The following is a 24,119-nucleotide window of genomic DNA, read 5'->3' as shown; positions in this document are numbered from 1 at the left end:
CACAGCGTCGATGTCGATCCTGTCGTTGGTATTTAAAGTATTACTGCGCGTGAGGCCAAGCATGGTGTATGACCGTATCAAACAACAGATGATGGACACCTTGCCCTTCGTGCGGCTGCTGGGGATCAGCATCGATGACATCGGCGCCGGCACCTCCAAGGTGTCGATGCCGGAAGATCCCAAACTGCATAATCACCTGGGCACGCAGCATGCGGGCGCCTTGTTTACCCTGGCCGAAACGGCTTCCGGCGCGGCCATGGCTGGCGGCTTCGCCGAGCTGATACTGGGCTTGCGCCCGGTGGCCAAGGAGTCGCGTATCGCTTACCAGAAGGTGGCCCGGGGCGCGACGCGCGCCGAAGGTCGGGTACCGGGCGACCTGGCTGCATTGAAGGCGCAGCTGGCACAGGACGGCAAGGTGGCGTTTCCCGTGGAAGTCGATATTTTCGACGCCGAAGGCACGCTGGCGGCACAGGTGACGGTGGACTGGTATTTGTCGCAGAAGCGCTAAGCGGCAACCTGACTACCTCGGACATTCGACAGAACACGAACTTCGTTCAACATCTTTGAAAGAACAAAATGAGCAAACAACTTCAAGACGCCTATATCGTCTCTGCAACCCGCACCCCGATCGGCAAGGCACCGCGCGGCATGTTCAGAAACACCCGCCCGGACGACCTGCTGGTGCGCGTGCTGCAATCGGCCCTGGCGCAAGCGCCTGGCCTCGATCCGGCCCTGATCACCGACGCCATCATCGGCTGCTCGTTCCCGGAAGCGGAGCAAGGCTTCAATATCGCGCGTAACTCGGTGCTGCTGGCCGGCTTGCCGAAAACCGTGGGCGGCGTCACTGTCAACCGCTACTGCGCTTCGGGCATCACGGCCATCGCCATGGCGGCCGACCGTATCCGCGTGGGCGAAGCCGACGTGATGATCGCCGGCGGCATCGAATCGATGTCGATGGTGCCGATGATGGGCCACCACCCATCGATGAACCTGGACATGTTCAGCGATGAAAACATCGGCATGGCCTACGGCATGGGCCTGACGGCCGAGAAAGTGGCGCAGCAATGGAAAGTGTCGCGCGAACAGCAGGACGCTTTCTCCGTTGAATCGCACCGCCGCGCCATCGCCGCGCAGCAAGCCGGTTTCTTCAAGGCCGAAACGACGCCCGTCGAAATCATCACGCGCACGCCTAACCTGGCCACCGGCCAAGTCGATGTGACGCGCCGCACCGTCGACACCGACGAAGGTGCGCGTGCCGATTCGTCGATGGAGTCGCTGGGCAAACTGAAACCCGTGTTTGCCGCCAAGGGCACCGTCACGGCCGCCAACAGCTCGCAGATGTCCGATGGCGCCGGTGCGCTCTTGATCGTCAGCGAAAAGATCCTGCGCGAGCATAACCTGACCCCGCTGGCGAAATTCTCTTCGTTCGCCGTGCGCGGCGTGCCGCCGGAAATCATGGGCATCGGTCCGAAATTCGCCATCCCTGCAGCGTGCGCCGCCGCCGGCATCACGCAAGACCAGCTGGACTGGATCGAGTTGAACGAAGCGTTTGCTGCACAGGCGCTGGCCGTGATCGGCGACCTGGGCCTGGACCCATCGAAGGTCAACCCGATGGGCGGCGCGATTGCCCTGGGCCATCCGCTGGGCGCCACCGGTGCCATCCGCGCGGCCACCGTGATCCACGCGCTGCAGCGCACCAAGCAGAAATACGGCATGGTCACCATGTGCGTGGGCGCCGGCATGGGTGCCGCAGGCATCTTTGAACGCGTCTAAGTTTGGCGGGCTAAAGCAATAAAACAGGGCGCTGCGGGATTACCCCGGCGCCCTTTATCTTTTTGGAGACGACATGGATATTTTGTGCAGCAAGAGCGAGGGCATCCTTACCCTGGAATTTAACCGCCTGGAACGCAAGAATGCGATCACGGGTGCCATGTACCAGACCCTGGCCGATGCGCTGGTGGCGGCCGAGACGGACGACGAGGTGCGCGCCATCCTGATCTGCGGCAAGCGCGAGATTTTCACGGCAGGCAATGACCTCGATGACTTCATGAAGACGGCGCGACCGAAGGATGGTTCGCTCGACCATGACCGTCCCGTATTTCAGTTCATGCGCGCCTTGTACGGCAGCAGCAAGCCCGTGGTGGCCGCCGTCTCCGGCCCCGCCATCGGCATCGGCACCACCTTGTTGATGCACTGCGACCTGGTCTACGCGGCCGACAACGCCAGCTTCTCGATGCCGTTCACGCAACTGGGCCTGTGCCCGGAATTCGGCTCCAGCCTGCTGCTCACGCAACTGGCCGGTTACCCGCGCGCAGCGGAAAAGCTGATGCTGGGCGAGTCGTTCCCTGCGCAGGAAGCGCTGGAAATGGGCCTGGTCTCGAAAGTCGTGCCCCTGTACGAATTGATGACCTTCGCGCAAGGCCAGGCCGCCAAACTGGTGGCCCTGCCAGCGGCCTCGATCCGCGCCACCAAGCGCCTGATGAAGCAAAGCCGCATGGAACCGGTGAAGGCGGCCATCGCCGACGAAAACAAACTGTTCAGCGCCATGCTGGGCGGCGCCGAGGCGAAGGAAGCGTTTACGGCCTTCTTTGAAAAGAGGAAGCCGGATTTCAAGAAGTTTGCCTAAGGCAGCGTCTGCCATCTCGCCGCATGAGATGGCAGGTTTTCAACACACGTCATGCAATGAATCTAGACGACTGGTCTAATTGTGCTACAATGCCTCGCATGAAAGCTGAATACACCGACGTGCGCCAGCACATTATCGACCAGGGCAAGGCCATCATCACGCGCAAGGGCTTTGCAGGCGTGGGGCTGAACGAGATTTTGTCGGCCGCCGATGTGCCCAAGGGCTCGTTTTACCATTATTTCAAGTCCAAGGAATTGTTTGGTGTAGCCATGCTGGAAGATTACGTGACCGGCTACCTGGCCGAGATGGATGTGGTGCTGGGCCAGCCCGGCCAGAACGCGGCGCAGTCGCTGATGGGGTATTGGGCCAGCTGGACCAGCGAGAGTCTCGATGGCAGCGCTTGCGACTGCCGTTGCCTGGTGGTTAAGCTCAGCAGCGAAGTGGCGGACATGTCGGAAGCGATGCGCGTGGCGCTGCTCGACGGCACTCACCGCATCATTGCCAGGCTGGCCCTGGCCATCGCGCGGGGCAGGGTGGACGATACACTGCCATCGGTTGCCGATCCGGCGCAGATGGCCGCCACCTTGTACCAGTTGTGGCTGGGTGCTGCCATGCTGACCAAGCTGCGGCGCGACGCCAGCGCCTTGCAAACGGCCTGGCAGGCGACCCTGGCGATGTTGCAGCTGCCGCCGGACTAATGAGCGGGCGCCAAGTACGCGGATGACAGACATCCGCTTTTTTTGAACTGCATTCTAGACGACCAGTCTAATAATAAGGAGCGACATCATGAAAAATTTTGAATTCCATAATCCGACCCGTATCGTGTTCGGTGCCGACACTGTCGCCAAATTGTCCACCCTGGTACCGCACGATGCGCGCGTGTTGATTTTGTACGGCGGCGCCAGCGCGGAAAAGACCGGCACCCTGGCAGAGGTGCGCGCCGCTTTGGGCCAGCGCACGGTGCAAGAGTTTGGCGGCATCGAACCCAATCCCAGCTATGAAACCTTGATGCGTGCCGTGGTGCAGGTGCGTGGCGAAAAACTGGACTTCCTGCTGGCCGTCGGCGGCGGCTCCGTGATCGATGGCACCAAGTTCGTCGCCGCCGCCGCCCTGTACGACGGCGAGCCGTGGGAAATTGCCGAGCGCGGCGGCGCCAACGTTCGTCAAGCCCTGCCGTTTGGCACGGTACTGACCTTGCCGGCCACGGGGTCGGAAATGAACAACGGCGGCGTGGTGACGAAAAAAGTCACGCATGACAAGCTGAGTTTTCGCAGTCCGCTGCTGTACCCGCAATTTTCCGTACTTGACCCGAGCAAGACCTTTACCTTGCCGGCCAGGCAAGTAGCCAATGGCCTGGTCGACGCTTTTGTCCACACCACGGAGCAGTATCTGACCTATCCGGCGCAGGCGAAGGTGCAGGACCGCTTTGCCGAAGGCTTGCTGCAGACGCTGGTCGAGATCGCCCCGCAAGCGATCGCCGCGCCCGACGATTACGCCACCCGCGCCAACCTGATGTGGACGGCCACCCTGGCCCTGAATGGCTTGATCGGCGCCGGCGTGCCGCAGGACTGGGCTACCCACATGATAGGCCACGAACTGACGGCCCTGTACGACATCGACCATGCACGCACCCTGGCGCTGGTGCTGCCGGCACTGTTGGACGTGCAGCGCGAACAGAAACGCGGTAAGTTGCTGCAATATGGCGAACGTGTCTGGAACATCACCAGCGGCAGCGAGGACGAGCGCATCGATGCAGCCATCGCCCGCACCCGCGCCTTCTTTGAATGCCTGGGCTTGCCGACCCGTTTGTCCTCTTACCAGCTGGGCCAGGAAGCGGTGGAAGCGGTCCTGACGCAACTGGAAGCACACGGCATGACCTCTCTTGGCGAACACCGCGATATCGACCTTGCGCGCAGCCGCCGTATCCTCGAAGCAGCACTGTAACCCTCTGACATAAAAGGAAACAACATGAATATCCTGATGGTACTGACCTCGCACGACCAACTCGGTGACACCGGCAAGAAAACAGGCTTCTGGCTGGAAGAATTCGCCGCGCCCTACTATGCCTTGCAGGAAGCGGGCGCCAAGCTGACGGTAGTTTCGCCCAACGGCGGCCAGCCGCCGCTGGACCCGAAAAGCGACGCGCCCGATTCGCAAACGGACGCCACGCGCCGCTTCAAGCAGGACGCCGCTGCGCAAGCCGTGCTGGCCAACACGGGTAAGCTGGCCGACGTGAAGGCGGCCGACTTTGACGCCGTGTTTTACCCGGGCGGCCATGGTCCGCTGTGGGACCTGGCCGAAGACCCGCACTCGATCGCGCTGATCGAGCAGATGATCGCCGCCGGCAAGCCCGTCGCCGCCGTTTGCCATGCACCGGGCGTGCTGCGCCACGTGAAGGCGGCTGACGGCACGCCGCTGGTGCGCGGCAAGCAGGTGACGGGCTTTACAAATACCGAGGAAGACGCCGTCGGCTTGACGGCCATCGTGCCTTTCCTGGTCGAGGATATGCTCAAGCAAAACGGCGGCGTCTATTCCAAGTTGGGCGACTGGCAGCCGTACGCGGTCACCGATGGCTTGCTGGTTACGGGCCAGAATCCCGCATCGTCGGAAGCGGCCGCCCAGGCGCTGCTTAAGCTGCTGGCCTGATATCCCGGTAGTGCGTTCGGCGAGAAAGCCGTGCGTGAATGCTTCATGCCCCGGCGGCCATGCCCGCCAGGATCAGGCCGACCGAGGCGTGCCATTGCGTCTCGCTGGCCGGTCGGCCCGCCAGCGCATAGCCGTGCAGGAAATCGACGAGCGTATCGCAGCCGCGCAGCCGGGTTTTTTTGTCCAGCGCGAGACCATCGACGGCTAGCTCGAACAGCGCCGTAAACCGCTCGGCCACATCGGCGTGCGTCACCAGCCCGCGCGCCATCAGGCGCACGAAATACGGCGTGGCGCTGACCAGTTCCAGGTACAGTGCGCACAGCGCGAGCACCCGCCGTGGTGGTGATTGGCGCTGCGTAAACGGCGGCTGGCGCGGATCGAGCGCGGCAAAACGCTGCGCCATCAAGGCCAGCAATAACTCCTCTTTTCCTGCGTAGTAGTGATACACGGCCATGGCATCGACGCCCAGGCGTTGCGCCAGCGCGCGCATGGAAAATGCTTCGCCTTGCTCTTCCAGCAGGGCCAGGGCAGCGTGCAGGATGCTGGCGCTGTCCAGCGCGGGTGTGATGCGGCGGGGACGGCCCGCGCGGCGCACGGGATTTTCAATAGCTTGAAGTTTTGGCGGTTTCATGGGCATAATTCTACACTGTAGAATTAATTCAAGGAACATCCATGCAAAAAACTTCTGTCAGCGTTTTTCTCGGCATCAGCATCGATGGCTGTATCGCCGGGGAAACCGGCGACCTGTCCTGGCTGGCCGAGCTGGCGCCCGACTCGCCCGACGCCACCGGCTACACGGCCTTGATGGATCAAGTCGATACCCTGCTGATCGGGCGCACCACGTATGACGCCGTGCTGGGGTTCGAGCCATGGCCGTATGCGGGCAAGCGCGTGGTGGTATTGAGTCACCGCGACTTCGCGCCGCGCCATGGCGAACAGCGCCGCGAAGGCAGCGTGCGCGAGGTGCTGGCACGGCTGGCCGACGAGGGCTGCCGTCACGTGTATCTCGATGGCGGCGCCGTCATCCGCGCCGGCTTGCGCGAGGGCGTCATCGACAGCTTGACCTTGTCCGTACTGCCCGTGGTACTGGGCAAGGGCGTGCGCCTGTTCGAGGATGGTTTGCCGCGTAGCGACTGGCGCCTGGACGGCACGCGCCAGCTACCCAGCGGCGTGGCGCAGCTGCGCTATCGAAAGCATTAAACCGCGCTGGCGATGTCGACGATGAAGCCGGAATCGTAGCGTTCGTTTTCCGGCCTGCCATCGGGGCGCTTGTAGCCGCAGGGGTTGCAGACCACGCGGCAGTCCTGGATGCGATAGTCGAGCGAGGCGTGCATGTGGCCATGCACCCACAGGTCCGCCTGCGCCACCAGTTCGTCCAGCTGCGAGGCGAACGCGGGCGAGCCCAGGTTGGCCGCGTATTGCTCCTCCACCGACAGCATCGAGGGCGCCATGTGCGTGATGACAACGGTCTGGCCATCGAAGGGTTGCGCCAGTTGCTGTTCCAGCCAGGCCTTGTGCTGCGCGTGCAGCTGCGCCGTGTCGCTGGCGCACAGCAGGCGGGGCGTATCGCCGCCCGTGCTGATGCGCTTGTAGTCGGGCATGTAGGCTTGCGCCGCGTTAAGCGCTTCTTCCCGGCGCTCCGCGCCAAACAGCAGAAAATCCGTCCACAGCGTGATGCCGAGGAAGCGCACGCCATCGAGCACCACGGCGTCGCCGTCGAGCAGGCGGATGTTGGCGCCGTGCGCATTGGCGCTGGCGCAGGCGTCGTGCACGGCGTCCTGCATGTGTTTGAGCTGATGCCCATAGCCTTCGTGGTTGCCATGCACGTACAGCACGGGCAGGGCGCCGAAAGTGCGCGCGGCCCAGGCGATGGCGTTGCTGCCCGTATCGATGTCGCCGGCCAGGATCACCACGTCGGGGCGGCTGGTGGCAAGGTCGATGGCGGGCGTGTCTTCACCCCAGACTTCCAGGTGCAGGTCGGACAGGATCAGCAAACGCATGGCAGTGGGCGCGGCAAGGCGCGCGGCAGGTCTATGGGCCTCTATCGTAGCGCAAGTCGCTGCATGCGTCTGCTTGACCGCGCCAGGCTGGCGACGTTACCCTATGGCATCGATTACCACACACTCACTCCTGGAGCCGCATGCCGCCTTTCTTCATTCCCCAGATCTTGCTCAGTATCGCGCTGGCCGCCATGGCGCTGCCGTTTGCCGCGCATGCCGCCACGCCCGCCGTCGATCCCCTGACGCAGCCGATCGCCTCGCCTTATGCGGCGCAGTGGAACCGTCCGCAGCAGCCGGCGCGTATCCACGGCGACACCTATTACGTGGGCGTGGGCGGCTTGAGCGTGGTGCTGATCGATACGCGTGCAGGCTTGATCCTGATCGATGGCGCGTTGCCGCAATCGGTGGCCGCCATCAAGGAACATATCCTCGAGCTGGGCTTTCGCCTGGAAGACATCAAATTCATCCTGAATACGGAAGCGCATTTCGACCATTCTGGCGGCATCGCCGCCTTGGCCCGCGACAGCGGCGCGCAAGTGGTCGCCAGCCCGCTGGGAGCGCAGGCGCTGCGCGCGGGAGCGGTGCTCGCCATGGATCCGCAAGCGGGCGAAATCGATCCCATGCCGGCCGTGGAAAACGTGCGCGAGATCGCCGATGGCGAAACCCTGCAACTGGGTGACGTGAGCATCACGGCGCGCTACACGCCCGGCCATACGCCGGGCAGCACCAGCTGGACCTGGGTCTCGTGCGAGGATGCCGAGCGTCAGGAATGCCTGAACGTGGTGTTCGGCGCCAGCCTCACGCCGGTGGCGGCCGACGATTTTCATTACCTGGCCGATGATCGTCACGCGGACTTGACGCCGGCCTTTCGCCGCGTCATGCAAGACTTCGCCAAACTGCCGTGCGATATCCTGATCTCGGCCCACCCCGACCACTCCGGCGGCGACCGCAAGCTGACGCAATTGCTGGAAGGCGTCACGCCGAATCCCTTCATCGATGCGCAAGCGTGCAGCAACTACGCTGCCAAAAATGAAGTGAAGCTCGATGCCCGCATTGCGAAAGAAAAAGCGGCTGAGATAAAATAACAACGTTGGCGCATTCGTCATGAAAATGGGTTGACGCACTGCAGCATAAGGTGCAGAATCAGCGTCCGCAGTTCAGATTAACCAAACAAGGAAACCCATGTTCGAGCAGGCTGGCAGCAAGTTGACCTACCACTAGCCCCGTGCATGACGCTCGGGGCCATCGGCACATTGCCGATCCCGAGCCGGTGTCCTTCAAACCCCGGTGAGGAAACTCGCCGGAGTTTTTTGTTTTGGACGACCCCGGCATAACGACAATACCAAGGAATACCGTTATGCCAATTCATCAGACACTGCGCGGCGCCCATGTGCCCGTGCATATTTTTACCGACGATATCGATGCGCAGGCGCTGCGCCAATTGCACAATATCGCCAGCCTACCCATCGTCCATCCGCATGTGGCGGCCATGCCCGACGTGCATGCCGGCATCGGTGCCACCGTCGGCAGCGTGATTCCCACGCGCGGCGCCATCATCCCGGCCGCCGTTGGCGTCGACATCGGTTGTTCTTCCTACATAGACTTGTAACCCTTCAGTAAATCGATTACTCTACTGCTCTAGTAGGGAAATCACGGTTCAAACAACCTATCCCTCGTTACGACGGAGCCGATGTGGGGAACAATCAGTCATTTCAAAAACTCGGTATAAGGCAGTGCTGTTTTGGTCTGAGTTCTTATAGATTCATTTCACTAGATGGGTTCAGCGAATGAACCTTTATCTCAGTGACGCCAGTTTTCAAGTTGGTGGCCAAGCTTATCCAGGCTTCCCTCTCCTTGTAGACGCCACCGGCTCCGTGGTGGAAGTTGCCCTGCTTTTCTTCAAAGGTGAATTGCTTGCCAAAGTTGGCGCAAGAGACCTTAAAACCTGGGAAGCGTATGGGCGACATCTTTACGATTACTTCGGATACCTTGAAGCAAAGAACCTCCGATGGGACTATATTCCGGGTGAGATGAGTGGCGATATTTCACCTTTGGCGCACTATGTTCGCTGGTGTGATTCGACGGTAGGCAATGACGCTGGGTATATCAATGATAAGGTCGGCACAGTCCAGCGTTTTTACGTTTGGGCACAGCAGGCTGGTCTAGTCGCTGCTCTTCCCTTCAAATATGCCGAAACGGTGTCATCATATGTTGGCGGTATGTTGGCCGACACTTCAGGGAAGGGCGGAAAGCGGGCGACCACCAACATGCACATGAGGGAAGCAGAGAAGCCTCTTTTCGTTCTTTCACGCAACCAGATTGATGTGGTTATGAAGGCCGCAGTCAATCCAACACATCGCGCAATGCTGCACCTTGGGCTCAATGCCGGGCTTCGTGCAGAGGAGCTCACCTCATTTCCTGCGAAATACGTCATTGATTGCAGCCGTCTATCGGATAAGGTTAAAAGCGTGGCAGTACACCTCGACCCGCGCGAAATGGATATCAAAAACGATAAAGCCCGGACTGTCCGCATCTCAGTGCCGTGCATGAACAATCTCTGGCAGTATCGGGAATCGACCAGACCTAAACTACAAAGGATAGCGCAGTCAGCAGACAGTAATCTGTTCCTTACTCGCTATGGGGTACCGTTCGTTTCAGATGGACTTGTCGCACCTCTTGCACGCCTTGGTTCGCGTGTTGGCATTCATATTCATCCGCACATGCTGCGACACACGTTTGCCACCCATACATTGGCCTCCTTGGAGGACCTGAAGAAAAAGGGGCGGTTGAGAAGTTCACCCATCGTCGTTCTGAAGCGTTTTTTGGGCCATTCTTCAATTATTACGACTTCGCGTTATCTCCATCATCTGGATGCGATTGATGACGCCTACGGAACCCAATACCAAGCCGAGATTGACGAGCTTGTACTGGGATATCTCAACGAACAGGCAGCTTAGATGGCCAAGAAAAAGAACTTCGAGATAGGTGGGCCAGCGCCTGCGCCAGTAATCCCTATATTTCCACTCAACACTGCTGACCGGGCCGGTTCTGCTTCGGTTGACATCTTGCTCCCTAACGGCCGGGTCAAGCAGGTGGACTATTCGGAATACTTGGGTTTGGGGTTCAACGATACTGTTCTGGCGATAGTCGGAGTCCTGAGAGCCATGGTCGTCGCAGGGAAGCCAGAACCACTTTCGTTGGAGACTATTGCCAACAGTGGGTTAGTGAACTGGTGGCAGTTTTGCAAAGAGCGCGCGGAGCAGGAAAATCCACCGGTCTTGGCTAGCATTAATCGGTCGACGATGGAGTCCTACGCCGGATGGTTGACCATGAGGGTTACACCCGAGGGTGAACCGTGGTCCAAAAATACAGCCAGGACGGCCTTCGCGAAGACAAAAACCATTCTGCAAGGATTGGTGGAGCGAAGGCTCTTGGCGGGCTCAGATTTGTTTCCGCGCAATCTCTTCCCAGGCGCTACCTCAACGCAAAATCGCAGGGCATACATTCGGCCGCTCTCAGATACGGAGCGTGAAAGAATACTCCGACCACTATCGCTGGAAGTGGCACAGGTCTTTGACGGTACGCATCCTGGTTCGGCTTTGACACAACTTAGCTTGTGCGTTTTCGCTATTTTCCTGAAGACAGGCGTCAATGCCACGCCATTCCTGGAGCTTCCGAGAGACTTGGGGAATTGTTTTTTAGACCATCCTCGCGTGAACCGAAAGGTCCTGGTTACCTTCAAGCGCCGGGCCGGTGCATTCACGACGACCCCGTTAGAGCCAGCCGAAACGAAGGTGGTTTCCCTGGACGTCTACAAATTGTGCCAACGCGTCGTTGAGATGACAGAGAGCGAGGCGGAATCGGCAGTAGGTACGCAGCTCGAAGGCCAGCTCTGGCTGTATCAGATGGCGGATGGGGCATTGCGAACATTGAGTACGCAGGAGCTTAGCGGAGTTGCCAACGCCTTCACTGGCCGGCACAAGCTGATACGAGACGATGGTAGTCGCCTCAAAATGAGCAGCCAGCTATTTCGAAATACCAAGATAAATAGAGTTTGGCGCGCCTCCAAAGGCGATTTGCTTGCGACAGCGAAGAGCGCATCTAATACGCCTGCTGTGGCGGAACGATACCTAACTGTGACCCCAGATATGCTGGAAGAGCATCGTCTGGCAGGGGAAGTGCTCGTCGACATGCTGTCTGAGAAGGCAGGGCGAGATGCGACGCCGCACTCTGGCTGCAAAGATTCGTTAAATGGGGAACTGGCCCCGAAAAATGGCGAGCACTGCATCGACTTCCTATCATGCTTCCGGTGCAAGTCGCAGGTCATCATTCAAGAGGACTTACACAAGTTGTTCAGCTTTTATTGGGCCCTTTTCGCACAGCGCAGCCGCGTTGGGTCCGACAATTGGAAAAAGCTGTTTGCTTGGATTGTGCGGGTCATAGACAGGGACATTGCACCAAGATTTTCTCCCACAATTGTCGCCCGTGAGAAGGAACGGGCACGAAATGAGCCACATCCCATGTGGCGGTCAAACGCCGTCCAATCAGCACTGAGGTCCGTTCTGTGAGCATGCATTCATACCATTCCTGCATCGCACCGACGCTTCTCTCTAGGAGTGAACTTGACGCGCTCATCATGACATACGTCATGACGCCTGGTGGCGTATCTATGCCGCTGTCCTATTACGGCGAGCTGGTTTGGGACTATACGCCGTACTTGCCTCATGCAGCCCGTGGGCAGTCTGATAAGACGATTCGGTGGGAAAAAACTCCTACAGAATGGGTCGAATCGCTGAAGGGTGTAGCCGCTGCTCTTACTCACCGGAAGCGCCCTGAGGGAAATCGCCTAGACCCGGCGACAGTTCCTAAGCGCATCGTCACTTTGAACGCGTTTGCTAAGTGGTGCAGCGCATCAGGTATCGTAAGATTCCAAGACGTTAGCTCATTTGACTTATCTCGGTACATTCAGAAGCTACGGGACGATGGCGTCGTGGACCGCACTTTAGGCACGCACATTGGCCTGCTTCGTCTAGTCTATGACATGCGGATATATCTACCCGACAGCTTCACAGTTGATGCCGTAAAAGCGCTGAACTTTGACCAAGTCGGCCCGCTCTGGGAACCGGACGCTGCCAAGGACCGACAAACTGAGCTCATTCCTTTGGCCGAGGCGTCGCGTCTGTTCAGTGCTGCTCTTGAACATTTGGACAAGGCCGAGTTTTTACTGACCCTTCGCGATGAACTTGATGCGGATTGGTTAGCAGCGAAGGCCCTCGTGAGCCGCAAGAGTTGGGGGGAGGCCGTGAAAGCCAAAAGCGTTCGAAACGCTGGGTTCAAAGATTGCTACGAGTTTGAGTCTGCCATCGCTGACCTGCGGACGGCCGCTTATATTGTCTTAGCCCAGTCGACTGGTTGCCGTGTTCACGAGCTAGGAGATATTCGCGTCGGGTGTGTGTACCCTGAGGTTTTGGACGGCGAGACCTATTGGTGGCTGAAATCAACAACGAGAAAAATTGGTGACGGACCTGAACGATGGCTTGCTCCGGAGATTGCACAAAAAGTGGTCAAGATTCTCGAGTGGCATTCGGCGCCGCTCCGACAACTAATTGCGTCCGAACTGGAATCTACCAAACGCCTAAGTGAAGAGGCCTTGTCGGAAAGCGATATGGCTAAACTGGCCGTACGTATCCTTGACCTCGAGAGAAATTCCGACCGTCTATTCTTGAGCGAGTCATCGGGGAGCGCTACATCAACAGATACTAAGGGGCACAATAAGCAGCTGGCAGCGTTTGCGGGTAGACGGAGTATCCGCCTTGGCTCTCCTCTCACGACGCATCGCTTCCGCAGAACATACGCCGTAATTGTTGTGCACCTGAATAAAGGGGCGCGTATAGACCTCATAACTTTGCAGCATCACTACAAGCACGCCTCCCTATTGATGACGGAATGGTATGCCGCCCTGCCCGAGACGGACAAGGAGTTGTTCGACCTCATTGAACAGGAAGGTGACTACTTCGACTTAGCACTTGTAGACCACTGGATGGACCCCAGCACTCCTTTAGCAGGCGGCTTCGGAGCTCGCCTCAAAGCGTATCCTGGACGGCACCACCAGCCTTTATTCTTCAAAACTCGTCGTGAATTTGTGGAGAGTATTCGCGATGGCTTAAATATTCGAAGTACAGGGCACAGTTGGTGCCTGGCGGACTCGCAAGATTGCGGTGGTCGGGGATTGTTTGAGGCTGCCCGATGCAGCGACTGCGCTAATGGCGTCGTTGACGACTACTTCTCGGAAGTTTGGTCCAATATCCGAGCTCAGCATGCCGGATTGGTTGAACTCCCCGACATTGGCCCCGGAGGCCGAGAGAAAGCAAAGTTAAGCCTTGCAGCGGCAGAAGCTGTTCTTGCTCAGTTAACACCAGATGATATAGGAGATGGGTTATGACGGAAGCCCACCCAACACGCAAGCGTCTTTTGCTCGCCTTTGCCAAGCTAAAAAGGGATGCCGGCCCAGGCGCTAAAGGCCCCTCAATCAGTGCCGTAGCTAAGGAGGCTGGGGTTAGCAACGCTTTAATTCATACAAAATATCCTGACATCGCGGAGCAAATTAGGGAAGCAAACGGTAAAGGCCCCAAACGGCAACTGGCCAAACATCGTGAGCAACTTCAAGCGGCTGAGACGCGCTCATCTGAACTTCGCGATGAGCTGGCCGATATCAGGAAACTGAACCGTGGATTGGCCAGCAAGAATGCCACGCTGATACTCAAGGTGAGAAGCTTGGAGGAGAGGATTGCGATATTGGAGGCTGGCGTACATCCGCTGAGACCAACAAGTAGCTGATTTCTCTGGGTGGCGTGAGATTTATTTTTCAGATGAACTACACGAAATGTACTCTTAGATATCGGAGTATTAGGGATGCATGAGGTGTACTGTCAATAGCGGACACTCTTGTTTCAAGCCGCCCGTGGCTGTTTGCTGAATTTTTCAGCGAACAACGCGGGCGGAACATTGCCAAGGCGCGAGTGGGGCCGCTGGCGGTTGTAAAAGCTTTCGATGTATTCCTGTATTGCGGCTTTCGCGTCGGCCCGGGTGGCGTACCGTTGATGGTGCACCAGTTCGTTTTTCAGGCTGCCCCAGAAGCTCTCCATGGGCGCGTTGTCGTAGCAGTTCCCCCGGCGCGACATGGACGGCTGCATACCAAACTGCTTCACCAGTTTTTGATAGTCATGGGCGCAGTACTGGCTGCAACGGTCGGAATGGTGAATCAGGCCCGGCGCGGTGCGTTTATTGCGCACGGCCTTCCACAGCGCCGTTGCCGTCAGCGTTTGCGTCATGCGCTCGTCCATCGCGTAGCCCACCAGCTCGCAGGTGAACACGTCCTTGATGCCGGCCAGGTAAAGCCAGCCCTCGCCGGTGGCGACATAGGTGATGTCGGTCACCCAGGCTTCGTTCGGACGGGTCGGTGCAAAGGTCTGATTGAGCAGGTTATCGGCCACCGGCAGGTCATGATTCGAGTTCGTGGTGGCATTGAATTTGCGCTTCTGCTTGCAGCGCAGGGCAAGTTCGCGACGCAGCCGGACGATGCGGTCACGGCCGACCGGGAAGCCCTGGGCTGTCAGTTCCGGCTGCATGCGCAGCGGCCCATAGGTCTGCCGGCTCTGTGCATGTACCGCCTCGATGGCGACCTTCAGGCGCGCGTCGTCCTGCGCCCGCTGCGACGGTTTGCCGGTCGCCCAAGCGTAGAAACCGCTGCGCGAGACGCCAAAGACGCGGCACAGGACGGTGACCGGATAGTTGAGTCGCAACGTTTTCATGACCGCGTACCTGGCAGCGACTCCCGCGCAAAGTACGCTGCCGCCTTTTTTACGATATCGCGCTCCATACGGGCTTCTGCGAGCTCTTTGCGCAGCTTGCTTACCTCGGCCTCAAGCTCCGGCACCGAGCGGCTCCCAGGGGCTACTTTGGGCGAGGTGCCGCGCTTTGCCGCCGTCACCCAATTGCCCAGCGTGCCCTTGGGGATGGTCAGGCGCAGTGCCGCGTCTTCCAGCGTCAGGCCCTGCGTCAGGACCAGTTTTACCGCTTCTTCACGAAGCTCCGGTGTGTAGGTTTTTGAGCGTGTCATAAGTTCTCCAGTTGGTGAAGTTTACCAAACTAGAGTGTCCGAAAAAGTCAGGGTACCTCAGCATTTGCTTTGACATGCTAGTGATGCAACAAATCTAGGATATCAATCTTCAGCACGTCGGCCAATTTCTCAATATTGTCTAGAGACACGGTCTCGAGAGCCCCCTCGAGGCGAGAAAGAAACACGCGGGACAGACCCGAATGCTCCGCCAGAACATCCTGGCTCATACCTCTTTTTACACGCCAATCCTTTAGATTACGAGCGAGTCGTTCTCGGGCGGTTTTGACTGTGTAATGGCTGCTCATGACAGCCGTAGCATGAGTTATATACTTTGCTCGGTCTATAAAGTATACGATACAATATTTCACATTGCGGCAAACCGCGCATGCTGCGAGCTTACGCGTCATTTTTATCTTCTGTTTTTACTGCCATCAATATGTGTAAGGCAGGTTTGCTCCTACTCGTTTACTAGCAGAACGCACCCACATAACGTTTTGACCAACGCAATTTTTAACTACGAAATGACTTCAGCTCAATTCCTTTCTTCCTATTGCATTTTTTCAGCTGCAGTGGGTGCATCCCGTGCAGGCCTGCCCTCGGGCCGGGCCGACGCCGATAGCAAAGCGGTGGCAAAAGCGTTCAAGGAGGCGACCAAGGGACTGGCACGGTCAGACTTGGCCAGCATCACGGAGTACTTGCATTGGATAACTACGCAGCCTGGGTGCGTTGAAAGTAACCTGACCCAGGCCTATGCGACTGAGTTCCGTCTCGACCGTGCCATGGGAAGACGTGGACGTGAATTAATTGACGATGGCACCTTAATCACCGCAACTGAGCTGTGTCTTCGTGCTGGCTTTACCGAAGCTCGCCTACTCAGGTTGGTGCATGAACGAAAAATCTTCACGATGCCGCATTGGGTTGACGGGGTTTTTGGCGATGACTATTACCCTGCTTTTTTCGCTGACTCGCAGTACGACCCAGCCCGTCTTGCTGCTGTGTCAAAAGGACTGCTTAGCATTGACGGAGTTCGTAAGTTTCGTTTTTTCACAACTGAGAACGCAGAATTGGGCAATCAGACACCTCTAAAAATATTGGCGACTAATGGGGAGCACGCTGAAGCCGTAGAGTACGAGCAGAAACTTGAGCAGGTGCTGCTGGCAGCAAAGCAGTTTCGAAGACGAGTACCTAAAACGAGGTTAAGCCTATGACAGAGCGTGCCGGAGCTCACTCTCTTTGCACATCCGCCAATCTTGCGGACGCCGGGATGGAACGCGAAGTACGCAGTCATCAGCTTGGCTTTGCTAGATGGGGTCGGCGGTTTCTGCTGCTATTAGTGGCGGCCCTCACCCCGCTGGTCAGTCAAGCTTACACCGCCATTGCACAGGTCGACGGGACACCACACGGCACGATTTACGCCGCGTGGGGTTACGCAACTCAAAAGGAGGCTGACTTGGCTGCAGTAAAAGGATGTAGAGCCTATGCAAAAGAAAGCGGCCTGACTAAGAGGGCGGCAACGTGCGCCGTAATACATAGGCAAAAAGGCTTCGGCGGCGGTGCGATGGTGTGCGGGGTAGGAGGATGTGCGATGAGCACAGGTGTCGACACGCAGCAGGATGCCGTAGACCGGGCATTTCGCCAATGTGAGCAAAAGAAGTTAGGTGATTGTCAAACTACTGATATCACCAGCTGGTGGGACGAGACAGGGTATGGCCAGCCAAGTACGCCGAAACGAGAGGCAAAGTCGAATTGCGGCCCGCCACCGGGTCGAACAGTTCGGTCTACCTACCAGTGCAGTAACGGCGATTGCGTTCGCACGTTTGAAAATGGCTGCACGCAGCGGTTCCAAGCCCAGTATTGCCACGACCCCTTTAGCGGTAAATGGGATTGGAAACCGGATGGATGTTAGGCATGGATACGCAGCCGCAAACCCCATTCGAAACAGGCTATCACCTGTCAACCCATATACAAAATTTTCATACCTGCCCCCAAGGGCCTACGCTTGTACATACTCATGAGAAAAATGAAAACTCTACAAAAAATTTCAGCAACGGCAGCCATGCTTATCATTGGTGGATGCGGCGGAGGGGGTTCCAGTAGCAATGCCGGCCCGTCCGCGCCGCCAACAACGGTGACGCCGCCAGTAACGGCGACGCCTACGACCATAACCAATATTTTGACCGGCACCGCTGCGCCGGGCGTCGCCACCCAGACGATTCGCGGGACGGCATACGTAGGCGCCTCCGTGACCGCCTATAGCGTGCAGGCGGATGGCAGCTCCGGTGCGGCCTTGGGTGCCCCGGCCACTGCTGACATCAACGGCCTGTTCGTCATCACAGTAACTGCCGCACCGTTGGGTCCGGTGCGTCTTGTCGCGGTTGGAGGAACAATAGCCCGCGCTGCAGACAACACTATTCAGCCCGGTGGTTCGCTGGAGCTGATAACGCCGTTCGTGACAACTGAGTACAACAACTTCAAAATTAGTCCGCTAACCGATATCGCGGCTAACGCGATGGCATCAAGCGCACGGAGCGGCGCGACATTGGCCAACGCATTCGTCGAGGGCATGCAGCGCCTGCTCGAACTAGATGTTGCAAACGTCGTTTTCCTGCAGGACAAGTCGGTATACCTGAATGTGTTGAAAGGGGCGGTTAGGAGCGACACGACATATTACGGTGCCCAATCATTGCAAGGCCAAGAACTGTTGAATGGGCTGGAGTACCTCGGCGTGATGCTGGACTTGCCTGCCCAGGCGGTGGTCAAGGCTGTCGGCGCCGCAGCTCAGAGTAGCTACGCGTTGGCCAATGTAGATGGTACGGGCATGCCCATCAGTGTCGGGACATGGGCGAACAGCACATTTAGCCCCGGCGCGACAGCGACCCTGAAGTCGCTACGGGACGCGAAAACTCCTGATGCGCAAAAAGTAGCGGGGCCTGCAGGCACTAGCGTCGCCCCTCGCCTTAACGAGTACGTGAGTCGCTACCTGGTTATGGACTTCACTATGGATACTGCGTGCCGTAGCAATGCATCGCTGTATTTCACTAGCCGCTATCCCTTCTACCAGGTTGATGCTCAAGGCAAAATGTTCGCGGCTGATTGCAGCGCGGCAGCGCAGCGCATTGCTGAACTCAAAGCGCGGGTCGCAACGAACAATAGCACTCGAATGAAGTAACAGGTCAGGCACGATGCGGCTGCCATCCCGGCGGAGCGATATTTAGAAGCGGCTCTGTCGCCGACGCACAGTAAAAACCGAATCAAAGGAGAGCTGTGAAGCCGCTGGTATTTCTTGATTTTGACGATGTCATTGCTATTCACCCTGACTACACGTCAGCAGTGGTCCTGGCAGCGCTCAGGTCCGGCAAACCGCATCTGGCCACAGAGCTTTGGGGAAACGTGTTTCATCAGGAGCTCAGGGCTAACCTTGAGCGGCTTCACGATGAGTTCGAACCTAGTTACGTAATCAGTTCGACCTGGTCGACGTATCTGTCACGCGACGAAATACAGGAGGTGCTCATTCGAGGTGGGCTAGGTTTCGTTGCTGCGTCGTTACATTCACGCTGGCGGAGCGCAACCGATGTGGGCTCATTTCGTGTTACAGATATCGTGGCTTGGTTGAGGACAAACGGCTCCGCGATACCGTGCGCGTACGTCATCCTCGACGATTCATCGAGCGGCCGCACTCTGGTCGACTCGGTCTTGGAGCCGAACACCGTATTCTGCGATGAATGGGTGGGGTTTACAGAAGTCCAACTTGAGCGTGCAGTAGCAATTCTCCGAGCACAACGGACGACATAACCGATAGCGGTTTAGGCTAGCTTTTGACGTCAAATCCTCCCTACAGCTGCGTGCGCCCTGGACGCCAGAGCGTCCTTACTATGTCATCAATGCCCACATATTTGGCGGTCATGAACCCTGTACTCTATCTCGATTTTGACGGCATTTTGCATCCAGCAAATGTCCGCGTTACGCCTGAAGAGCCTCTGCACCCGAGGGTGTATGTGCGTGGCAAGCCAACCGATGAGCCTCTTTTTCGGTACGTTTCGCTGCTCGAGCTCCTTTTGTACCCATACCCTGAGTTACGGATTGTGTTGGCGACATCTTGGGTACGCGCGTTCGGGTATGAGAACGCGTTAAAGCGGCTAACGCCCCCGCTTCAAGAGCGCGTCATTGGTGCCGCTACGTTTCCAGCGCCAACTCGATTTGGCACCATATCCGTCGATGTGGAGGAACGGGGGCTCACGAATTGGTTATCGCTCGACGATGACCACGTCGGGTGGCCGGAAGAGCGCCTGCATCAGCTGGTTGCCCCGACAAACCCATACCTGGCGCTCGTTGAGCCCGGCGTCGCCGCAAAGCTGGCGATAATGCTCGAGGCCCTATGCGCCGGAGTTCCCCTTGATGCGGTAACAAACGTCGCGAGGTCAACTTCGACGGTAGACCGTCTTTTTGCTCTTCCCAACGTCACAGAGGCCGAGGTCCTTCGCGCACTTGAAGAAGATGCAAGGGTCGAGGAAATACTTCGACAGGCTCGAGCGAGGCGTGACAACGCTATCTAGCCGTCCGGTAGCGCGGCCTTGTACTCCTGCGACAGCACAGTTCGAGCGTCACGCTCTTGCGCCTAAATTCGTTGTGTACGGCCGGCTAAGCCGATGCCACCTGCTGCACGGACGACTGTTCGTCGGGCGGTAGCAGCAGCAGCTCCAAGGGAATTCCGAAAAATGCAGGACGCGTTTATGAATTGAAAGCGAGAAATCAAATGACAACGTTGGAACAGAAGAGCAAGTTGCTATCCCGCTGGCTTCGGCACCGCCCTGACGCTATCGGACTTGAACTGGATAAACGCGGATGGGTTGACGTTGCTGAGTTGCTCTTGAAATCCGCGGATGCGGGCGTCGTACTCACTCAAGACGAGCTGATGCAAATAGTGGTCGAAAACGATAAGCAGCGATTTTCGTTGAGTGAGGACCAGATGCGTATCCGCGCGGCACAGGGGCACTCTGTCGATGTTGACCTGAAGCTTCCGGTGAAAACCCCGCCTCCGGTGCTATTTCACGGTACGGTGCAAAAGTTTATCGCATCGATTCGCCGGCAAGGTCTGCTGCCAGGAACGCGGCGAGACGTACATCTGTCTGCGACGAAACAAACCGCAGCGGAGGTGGGTGCGCGACGGGGTACTGCTGTTGTACTCACTGTCGAGACATACCCATTGCTCCACGATGGCTATCAATTCAGATGTGCTGAGAACGGCGTGTGGTTGATTCCGGACGTCCCTCCTAAGTACCTTAGGTTCCCAGATAAATGAATTCACGGGCGGCTCTCAAAGCCTCCGTCGCGCCGTGATGCTCTTACACACCGACGGGCGAGTGGCTTTCGTCTCGTGACGCAATAGGGCCGCGAACGACGGACGTAGGTGGCGGGCTGGACCCAGCGGTGGAATAGCTTGCAAAGCTCGCACGGCACGTCCGATGCCTCCGCTAATCTGGCGGGAAAGCATCATATTAAAAAAGTAACTGGCGTCGAAGAGCGTTGCCGGTATGGGCTTATTCAATAAAGCAATATAAAATCAATCCGTTATAAGGCTGAAAACAATGTCGCCCGGCAATCGAACAACACCTTGAGACCAATATGCGACAAACCAACCGCAATTATCTTTTCCATGACGGCGACCTCAGTTCCACGCTTGACGACGCTCGGGCCGCAGCTACCGAGGCGGTATCGCTGCTCCCTCGCGACCAATTCCTGTCGACATCGATTGATACCCTGGTCGAACACCTAACTGCTCAGCACCACATCGAGCCATTGCAGCTCCTCGAAGAACACACGACGATGGACCAGCAGGAGGCGCGCGTTGAAGTTACGGGTCGTTTCGACTACGCGACCAGGGACTCTGGGCGAACATTTGCAGCAGGTCATGAACTCACGTTCTACATCCCGTACACGGGTGATGTGAGACTGTGGCACCTGAAAGCAAATATGTTTTTCAGCGTTGTATCCGTCGGCTCCATTGACCCACGAAGCTCCTCGCTTATCATTCAGCTCGCGAACACGAGCAACACTGATGCGGCGCGGTATAAGCAAGCGTTCGACTCTGAGATAACTCGAATTCGACAAATAATCCAAGCGCAAGGTGGCATGCTCTCGGCATACCACAACGAGCTTCCAACGCTAGTTCGTGGAGCTATCGACCGGCGCAGAGCTGAGTTGGAAAAACTTAACGTTCTCGCATCTGTTTTCAATATACCGATGGTGAAGAAATCGGGGATGCCTGAATTTCGCCCAATCGAGGTAGCTCGAAGGATTGCGCGTCCGCTGCCGCGGCCTGCCGCAACTGGTTTCAAACCGGAACCGGCCATTAACACCGAAATGTTCGAGGACGTTCTCAGCATCATCCGCCATGCCGGCGCATCGTTTGAGGGCGCGCCGCAGACGTACAAGTCCTTGGGCGAGGAGGGACTTCGAGACAATGTGCTCTCCCATCTAAATGCACTGTTTGAAGGGCGAGCGACTGGCGAAACATTCCGGAAGTACGGAAAAACCGATATCCGTATCGAGGAAGAGTCCAGAGCAGCGTTCGTCGGCGAGTGCAAGCTTTGGGGCGGAGAGAAGATTCTCCTGGAGGCCCTGAACCAGCTACTCGATTATGTTACCTGGCGGGATTGCAAGTCAGCTCTGGTAATTTTCAATAAAGATGTTGCAGGTTTCTCGGAAATTCAGGGCACGGTAGCGCGCGCTTTACCGACACACCCTAATTTCCTTCGAGCGAAGGAGACCAGCCGCATCGGCGAGTGGCGCTACGTATTCAAATCCGCGGAAGACCCGGTGCGCGAGGTTACCGTACATGTTTTCATGTTCAATCTCTACCTCAAACCAGAGCGGTCGGCAAAAAAGCGTTAAAAAAAATTCATCGTGTCTGGTACTTAAGGTAGTAGATAATTTCCCGTCGTGGCCCGCATGTGTATTGGCACGTGACAACGTGACAAAATTTTGATTGGAAATAAATGAATGCAATTGGTATTCGTGTGTCGCCGCGCGCGGTAACGTACGTAATCTATGACGGGGCGACACGCGAAATCGTCTCCGTCGACGCTATCGGAGTGCCGAAGGCGCTCACGGCTCCGGAAGCTCTGAAGTACATCCGCAACACAATCCTCGACGTTATTCGTGAATACGACGTCGAGAAGGCGGGCATCCGTATTACAGAGAGCAACGCGCAGCGGCCATCGCACGAGCGAATTCAGTTGGAAGGGGTAATTCAAGAGGCGTTCGCAAGTAGCACGGTATCCGACTACTACTGCGGGCAAATCGCGGTAATCTCCTCCCGTCTCGGCATCCCACGAACCGATTTCAAAAAGTACATAAGCAACGAGATGGAGTTCAAAGCGGTGGCCAACTGGGCGACCCACGGACCAGAAGAGAAAGAGGCGATATTGACTGCAATTGGAGCGTTGAATGCTTAAGCCATACAACAGAGCAGAACTTGCATTCGAGACCATCCGAGAGATTGGCGCGGAGGGGAAGAACTCTACGGTATTTCTTGCAAAAGACCATCAACTCAACGCCGAATTGGTCATCAAGCGAATCGCCAAGTTAACAATGCCTGACCAAGCGTTGTACTTCCAGGAGGCGAGCATCCTTTACCAAAGTGAACACGCCAACGTCGTGCCTGTCCACTACGCTTGCGAGGACAAAGACTACATCTATATCGCAATGCCGTATTTCGAGAAAGGCTCCCTCAAGGCTCTATTGAACAATCGCTTCCTCACGGTTCGAGAAATTGTGCGCCTTTCGGTTCAGTTCCTGAGCGGACTGCACAACATCCACACCAAAGGGCTGATTCACTTTGATATCAAGCCGGATAACATACTTCTGTCAAAACGTGGCGAGGCGTTGGTATCTGACTTCGGTCTGGCGCAACAAATGACGCCAGAGGGCGTCGCAAGACAAGACATCTCGTACCAGAAAATTACGCCGCCGGAGCGACTCGCACGCAAGGCCGATTTCACCGTCGCTCATGACATCTACCAAGTGGGTGCTACACTCTATCGAATGTGTGTCGGAGAAAAGGCTTTCCATGAGCAATGGGACGCGTTCTTCCCAGGCGGCGTGCCTCGGGGTGACTTGTTCGTCGCAGCCGTTACAAACGGTACTTTCCCCGACCGAAAAAGGTTTCCAGAACAGATTCCGCAACGTCTACGGACTATCGTCGTAAAGTGCCTGGCGCCGGCCGAGGACGACCGGTACGGCTCAGTGCTTGAGATTACCAACGCTCTTTCGGAAATCGACGGCCCCGAACTAGACTGGAGATATGACGTTCAGCCTGATGGAACCAGAACCTGGCTCAAGGTGTCTGACGGCCTGGAATGCATACTGACTGTTGACCCCAAGGGTGATTCGATTGCAAAAAAACAAAACAAAAATGGCGTGTACAATAATATTAGGGCTAATTGTGTGAAAGACGCCACCTCCAAGTCAATTCGAGACTTCATAAAAAGCAATTAAATGGACGCAATCAAAAATTCCCGCGGCGAATACCGCACTCGGGAGACGCTAGCAGCTGCCCCGAAGCAGAAGCCGGTGGCCCCTAGTGCTGCCCGCAGCGTTGAGGATGCTGTTCAGTGCTTCAACTTTGGCACGTCCAACGGTTACACCAACTGGAATTGGCCGCATCCTGCTAACGGACCGGTCAAACCCTAGACTCTTATGTTGTCGAAATTCCTAAACGGCCCCGCTT

24 protein-coding genes and 1 pseudogene are annotated in these 24,119 nt (G+C 57.2%); 21 read left to right on the top strand and 4 right to left on the bottom strand.

From position 1 onward, the window contains the following. Positions 1-61 precede the first annotated feature (61 nt). From ACP7DE_RS17555 to ACP7DE_RS17530, 6 genes are all read left to right on the top strand, one after another. The gene (locus ACP7DE_RS17555) at positions 62-508 is read left to right on the top strand and encodes a PaaI family thioesterase (RefSeq protein WP_426073316.1); all 447 of its coding nucleotides are present in this window, start codon (positions 62-64) and stop codon (positions 506-508) included. A gap of 68 nt (positions 509-576) precedes the next feature. Continuing rightward, on the top strand, positions 577-1,773 hold the full coding sequence (locus ACP7DE_RS17550; protein ID WP_010394649.1) for an acetyl-CoA C-acyltransferase: 1,197 nt from the start codon (positions 577-579) through the stop codon (positions 1,771-1,773). 73 nt (positions 1,774-1,846) lie between these two features. Beyond that, positions 1,847-2,626, top strand: a complete 780-nt coding sequence (locus ACP7DE_RS17545) for an enoyl-CoA hydratase (RefSeq protein ID WP_426073314.1) — start codon at positions 1,847-1,849, stop codon at positions 2,624-2,626. A gap of 98 nt (positions 2,627-2,724) precedes the next feature. Next, positions 2,725-3,324, top strand: coding sequence for a TetR/AcrR family transcriptional regulator (locus ACP7DE_RS17540; protein WP_426073313.1), 600 nt, complete (start codon positions 2,725-2,727; stop codon positions 3,322-3,324). A gap of 88 nt (positions 3,325-3,412) precedes the next feature. Continuing rightward, a complete protein-coding gene (locus ACP7DE_RS17535; RefSeq protein WP_426073312.1) occupies positions 3,413-4,570 on the top strand; it encodes an iron-containing alcohol dehydrogenase in 1,158 nt (385 codons plus the stop codon). Between the two features lie 24 nt (positions 4,571-4,594). Continuing rightward, entirely contained in the window at positions 4,595-5,272 is a 678-nt protein-coding gene (locus tag ACP7DE_RS17530) for a type 1 glutamine amidotransferase domain-containing protein (RefSeq protein WP_426073311.1), read from the top strand. Between the two features lie 43 nt (positions 5,273-5,315). Here ACP7DE_RS17530 and ACP7DE_RS17525 read toward each other — a convergent pair whose 3' ends face one another. After that, a complete protein-coding gene (locus ACP7DE_RS17525) occupies positions 5,316-5,903 on the bottom strand; it encodes a TetR/AcrR family transcriptional regulator (protein ID WP_426073310.1) in 588 nt (195 codons plus the stop codon). A 41-nt stretch (positions 5,904-5,944) separates the two neighbouring features. Between ACP7DE_RS17525 and ACP7DE_RS17520 the strand changes: the two genes are divergently transcribed. Further along, on the top strand, positions 5,945-6,472 hold the full coding sequence (locus ACP7DE_RS17520) for a dihydrofolate reductase family protein (protein WP_426073309.1): 528 nt from the start codon (positions 5,945-5,947) through the stop codon (positions 6,470-6,472). Here ACP7DE_RS17520 and ACP7DE_RS17515 read toward each other — a convergent pair. Next, positions 6,469-7,272 carry a metallophosphoesterase family protein gene (locus ACP7DE_RS17515; protein ID WP_426073308.1) on the bottom strand — a complete coding sequence of 268 codons (804 nt, stop codon included), beginning with the start codon at positions 7,270-7,272 and terminating at the stop codon, positions 6,469-6,471. The genes ACP7DE_RS17520 and ACP7DE_RS17515 overlap by 4 nt on opposite strands. Positions 7,273-7,412: 140 nt before the next feature. Between ACP7DE_RS17515 and bla the strand changes: the two genes are divergently transcribed. The 6 genes and pseudogenes from bla to ACP7DE_RS17485 all read left to right on the top strand — a co-directional run bounded on the left by bla (position 7,413) and on the right by ACP7DE_RS17485 (position 14,109). Next, a complete protein-coding gene (gene bla / locus ACP7DE_RS17510; protein WP_426073307.1) occupies positions 7,413-8,357 on the top strand; it encodes a subclass B3 metallo-beta-lactamase in 945 nt (314 codons plus the stop codon). Positions 8,358-8,629: 272 nt separating this feature from the next. Continuing rightward, positions 8,630-8,860, top strand: a pseudogene (locus tag ACP7DE_RS17505) (RtcB family protein); the annotation flags it as partial. Between the two features lie 199 nt (positions 8,861-9,059). Next, entirely contained in the window at positions 9,060-10,229 is a 1,170-nt protein-coding gene (locus tag ACP7DE_RS17500) for a tyrosine-type recombinase/integrase (protein ID WP_426073306.1), read from the top strand. Beyond that, on the top strand, positions 10,230-11,840 hold the full coding sequence (locus ACP7DE_RS17495) for a hypothetical protein (protein ID WP_426073305.1): 1,611 nt from the start codon (positions 10,230-10,232) through the stop codon (positions 11,838-11,840). A 68-nt stretch (positions 11,841-11,908) separates the two neighbouring features. After that, positions 11,909-13,714, top strand: coding sequence for a hypothetical protein (locus ACP7DE_RS17490; RefSeq protein WP_426073304.1), 1,806 nt, complete (start codon positions 11,909-11,911; stop codon positions 13,712-13,714). Next, complete coding sequence (locus tag ACP7DE_RS17485; protein ID WP_426073303.1) at positions 13,711-14,109, top strand: TetR family transcriptional regulator; 399 nt, start codon at positions 13,711-13,713, stop codon at positions 14,107-14,109. Before ACP7DE_RS17490 ends, ACP7DE_RS17485 begins: the two co-directional genes overlap by 4 nt. Positions 14,110-14,222: 113 nt before the next feature. On the opposite strand, the gene ACP7DE_RS17480 is transcribed toward ACP7DE_RS17485, so the two are convergent. Both ACP7DE_RS17480 and ACP7DE_RS17475 read right to left on the bottom strand, forming a co-directional pair. Then, positions 14,223-15,391, bottom strand: a protein-coding gene (locus tag ACP7DE_RS17480; protein WP_426073302.1) for an IS3 family transposase whose coding sequence is annotated in 2 segments (ribosomal slippage) — positions 14,223-15,136 and positions 15,136-15,391 — 1,170 coding nt in all. Because the reading frame shifts where the segments join, the coding sequence is not laid out codon by codon here. A 77-nt stretch (positions 15,392-15,468) separates the two neighbouring features. Further along, the gene (locus tag ACP7DE_RS17475; protein ID WP_426073390.1) at positions 15,469-15,696 is read right to left on the bottom strand and encodes a helix-turn-helix domain-containing protein; all 228 of its coding nucleotides are present in this window, start codon (positions 15,694-15,696) and stop codon (positions 15,469-15,471) included. 189 nt (positions 15,697-15,885) lie between these two features. On the opposite strand from ACP7DE_RS17475, the gene ACP7DE_RS17470 reads away from it, so the two are divergent. The 8 genes from ACP7DE_RS17470 to ACP7DE_RS17435 all read left to right on the top strand — a co-directional run bounded on the left by ACP7DE_RS17470 (position 15,886) and on the right by ACP7DE_RS17435 (position 23,887). After that, the gene (locus tag ACP7DE_RS17470) at positions 15,886-16,599 is read left to right on the top strand and encodes a hypothetical protein (RefSeq protein WP_426073301.1); all 714 of its coding nucleotides are present in this window, start codon (positions 15,886-15,888) and stop codon (positions 16,597-16,599) included. Between the two features lie 812 nt (positions 16,600-17,411). After that, positions 17,412-18,560 (top strand): hypothetical protein, encoded by a 1,149-nt coding sequence (locus tag ACP7DE_RS17465; protein ID WP_426073300.1) that lies wholly within the window; start codon positions 17,412-17,414, stop codon positions 18,558-18,560. A 95-nt stretch (positions 18,561-18,655) separates the two neighbouring features. Beyond that, positions 18,656-19,183: an HAD domain-containing protein gene (locus ACP7DE_RS17460; protein WP_426073299.1), complete on the top strand. Its 528-nt coding sequence runs from the start codon at positions 18,656-18,658 to the stop codon at positions 19,181-19,183. A gap of 110 nt (positions 19,184-19,293) precedes the next feature. Further along, positions 19,294-19,944, top strand: a complete 651-nt coding sequence (locus tag ACP7DE_RS17455; protein WP_426073298.1) for an HAD domain-containing protein — start codon at positions 19,294-19,296, stop codon at positions 19,942-19,944. A gap of 200 nt (positions 19,945-20,144) precedes the next feature. Continuing rightward, positions 20,145-20,690 (top strand): RNA 2'-phosphotransferase, encoded by a 546-nt coding sequence (locus tag ACP7DE_RS17450; protein WP_426073297.1) that lies wholly within the window; start codon positions 20,145-20,147, stop codon positions 20,688-20,690. A 323-nt stretch (positions 20,691-21,013) separates the two neighbouring features. Then, on the top strand, positions 21,014-22,282 hold the full coding sequence (locus tag ACP7DE_RS17445) for a hypothetical protein (RefSeq protein ID WP_426073296.1): 1,269 nt from the start codon (positions 21,014-21,016) through the stop codon (positions 22,280-22,282). A 104-nt stretch (positions 22,283-22,386) separates the two neighbouring features. Next, entirely contained in the window at positions 22,387-22,845 is a 459-nt protein-coding gene (locus ACP7DE_RS17440) for a hypothetical protein (RefSeq protein ID WP_426073295.1), read from the top strand. Next, entirely contained in the window at positions 22,838-23,887 is a 1,050-nt protein-coding gene (locus ACP7DE_RS17435) for a serine/threonine-protein kinase (protein ID WP_287775855.1), read from the top strand. Before ACP7DE_RS17440 ends, ACP7DE_RS17435 begins: the two co-directional genes overlap by 8 nt. Positions 23,888-24,119 lie beyond the last annotated feature (232 nt).

The organism is Janthinobacterium sp. DSP2-3-3, from assembly GCF_049897325.1.
Lineage (GTDB): Bacteria > Pseudomonadota > Gammaproteobacteria > Burkholderiales > Burkholderiaceae_D > Janthinobacterium.
The sequence above is the reverse complement of the archived record's forward strand: the minus strand, read 5'-3'. Positions and strand labels throughout refer to the sequence as shown.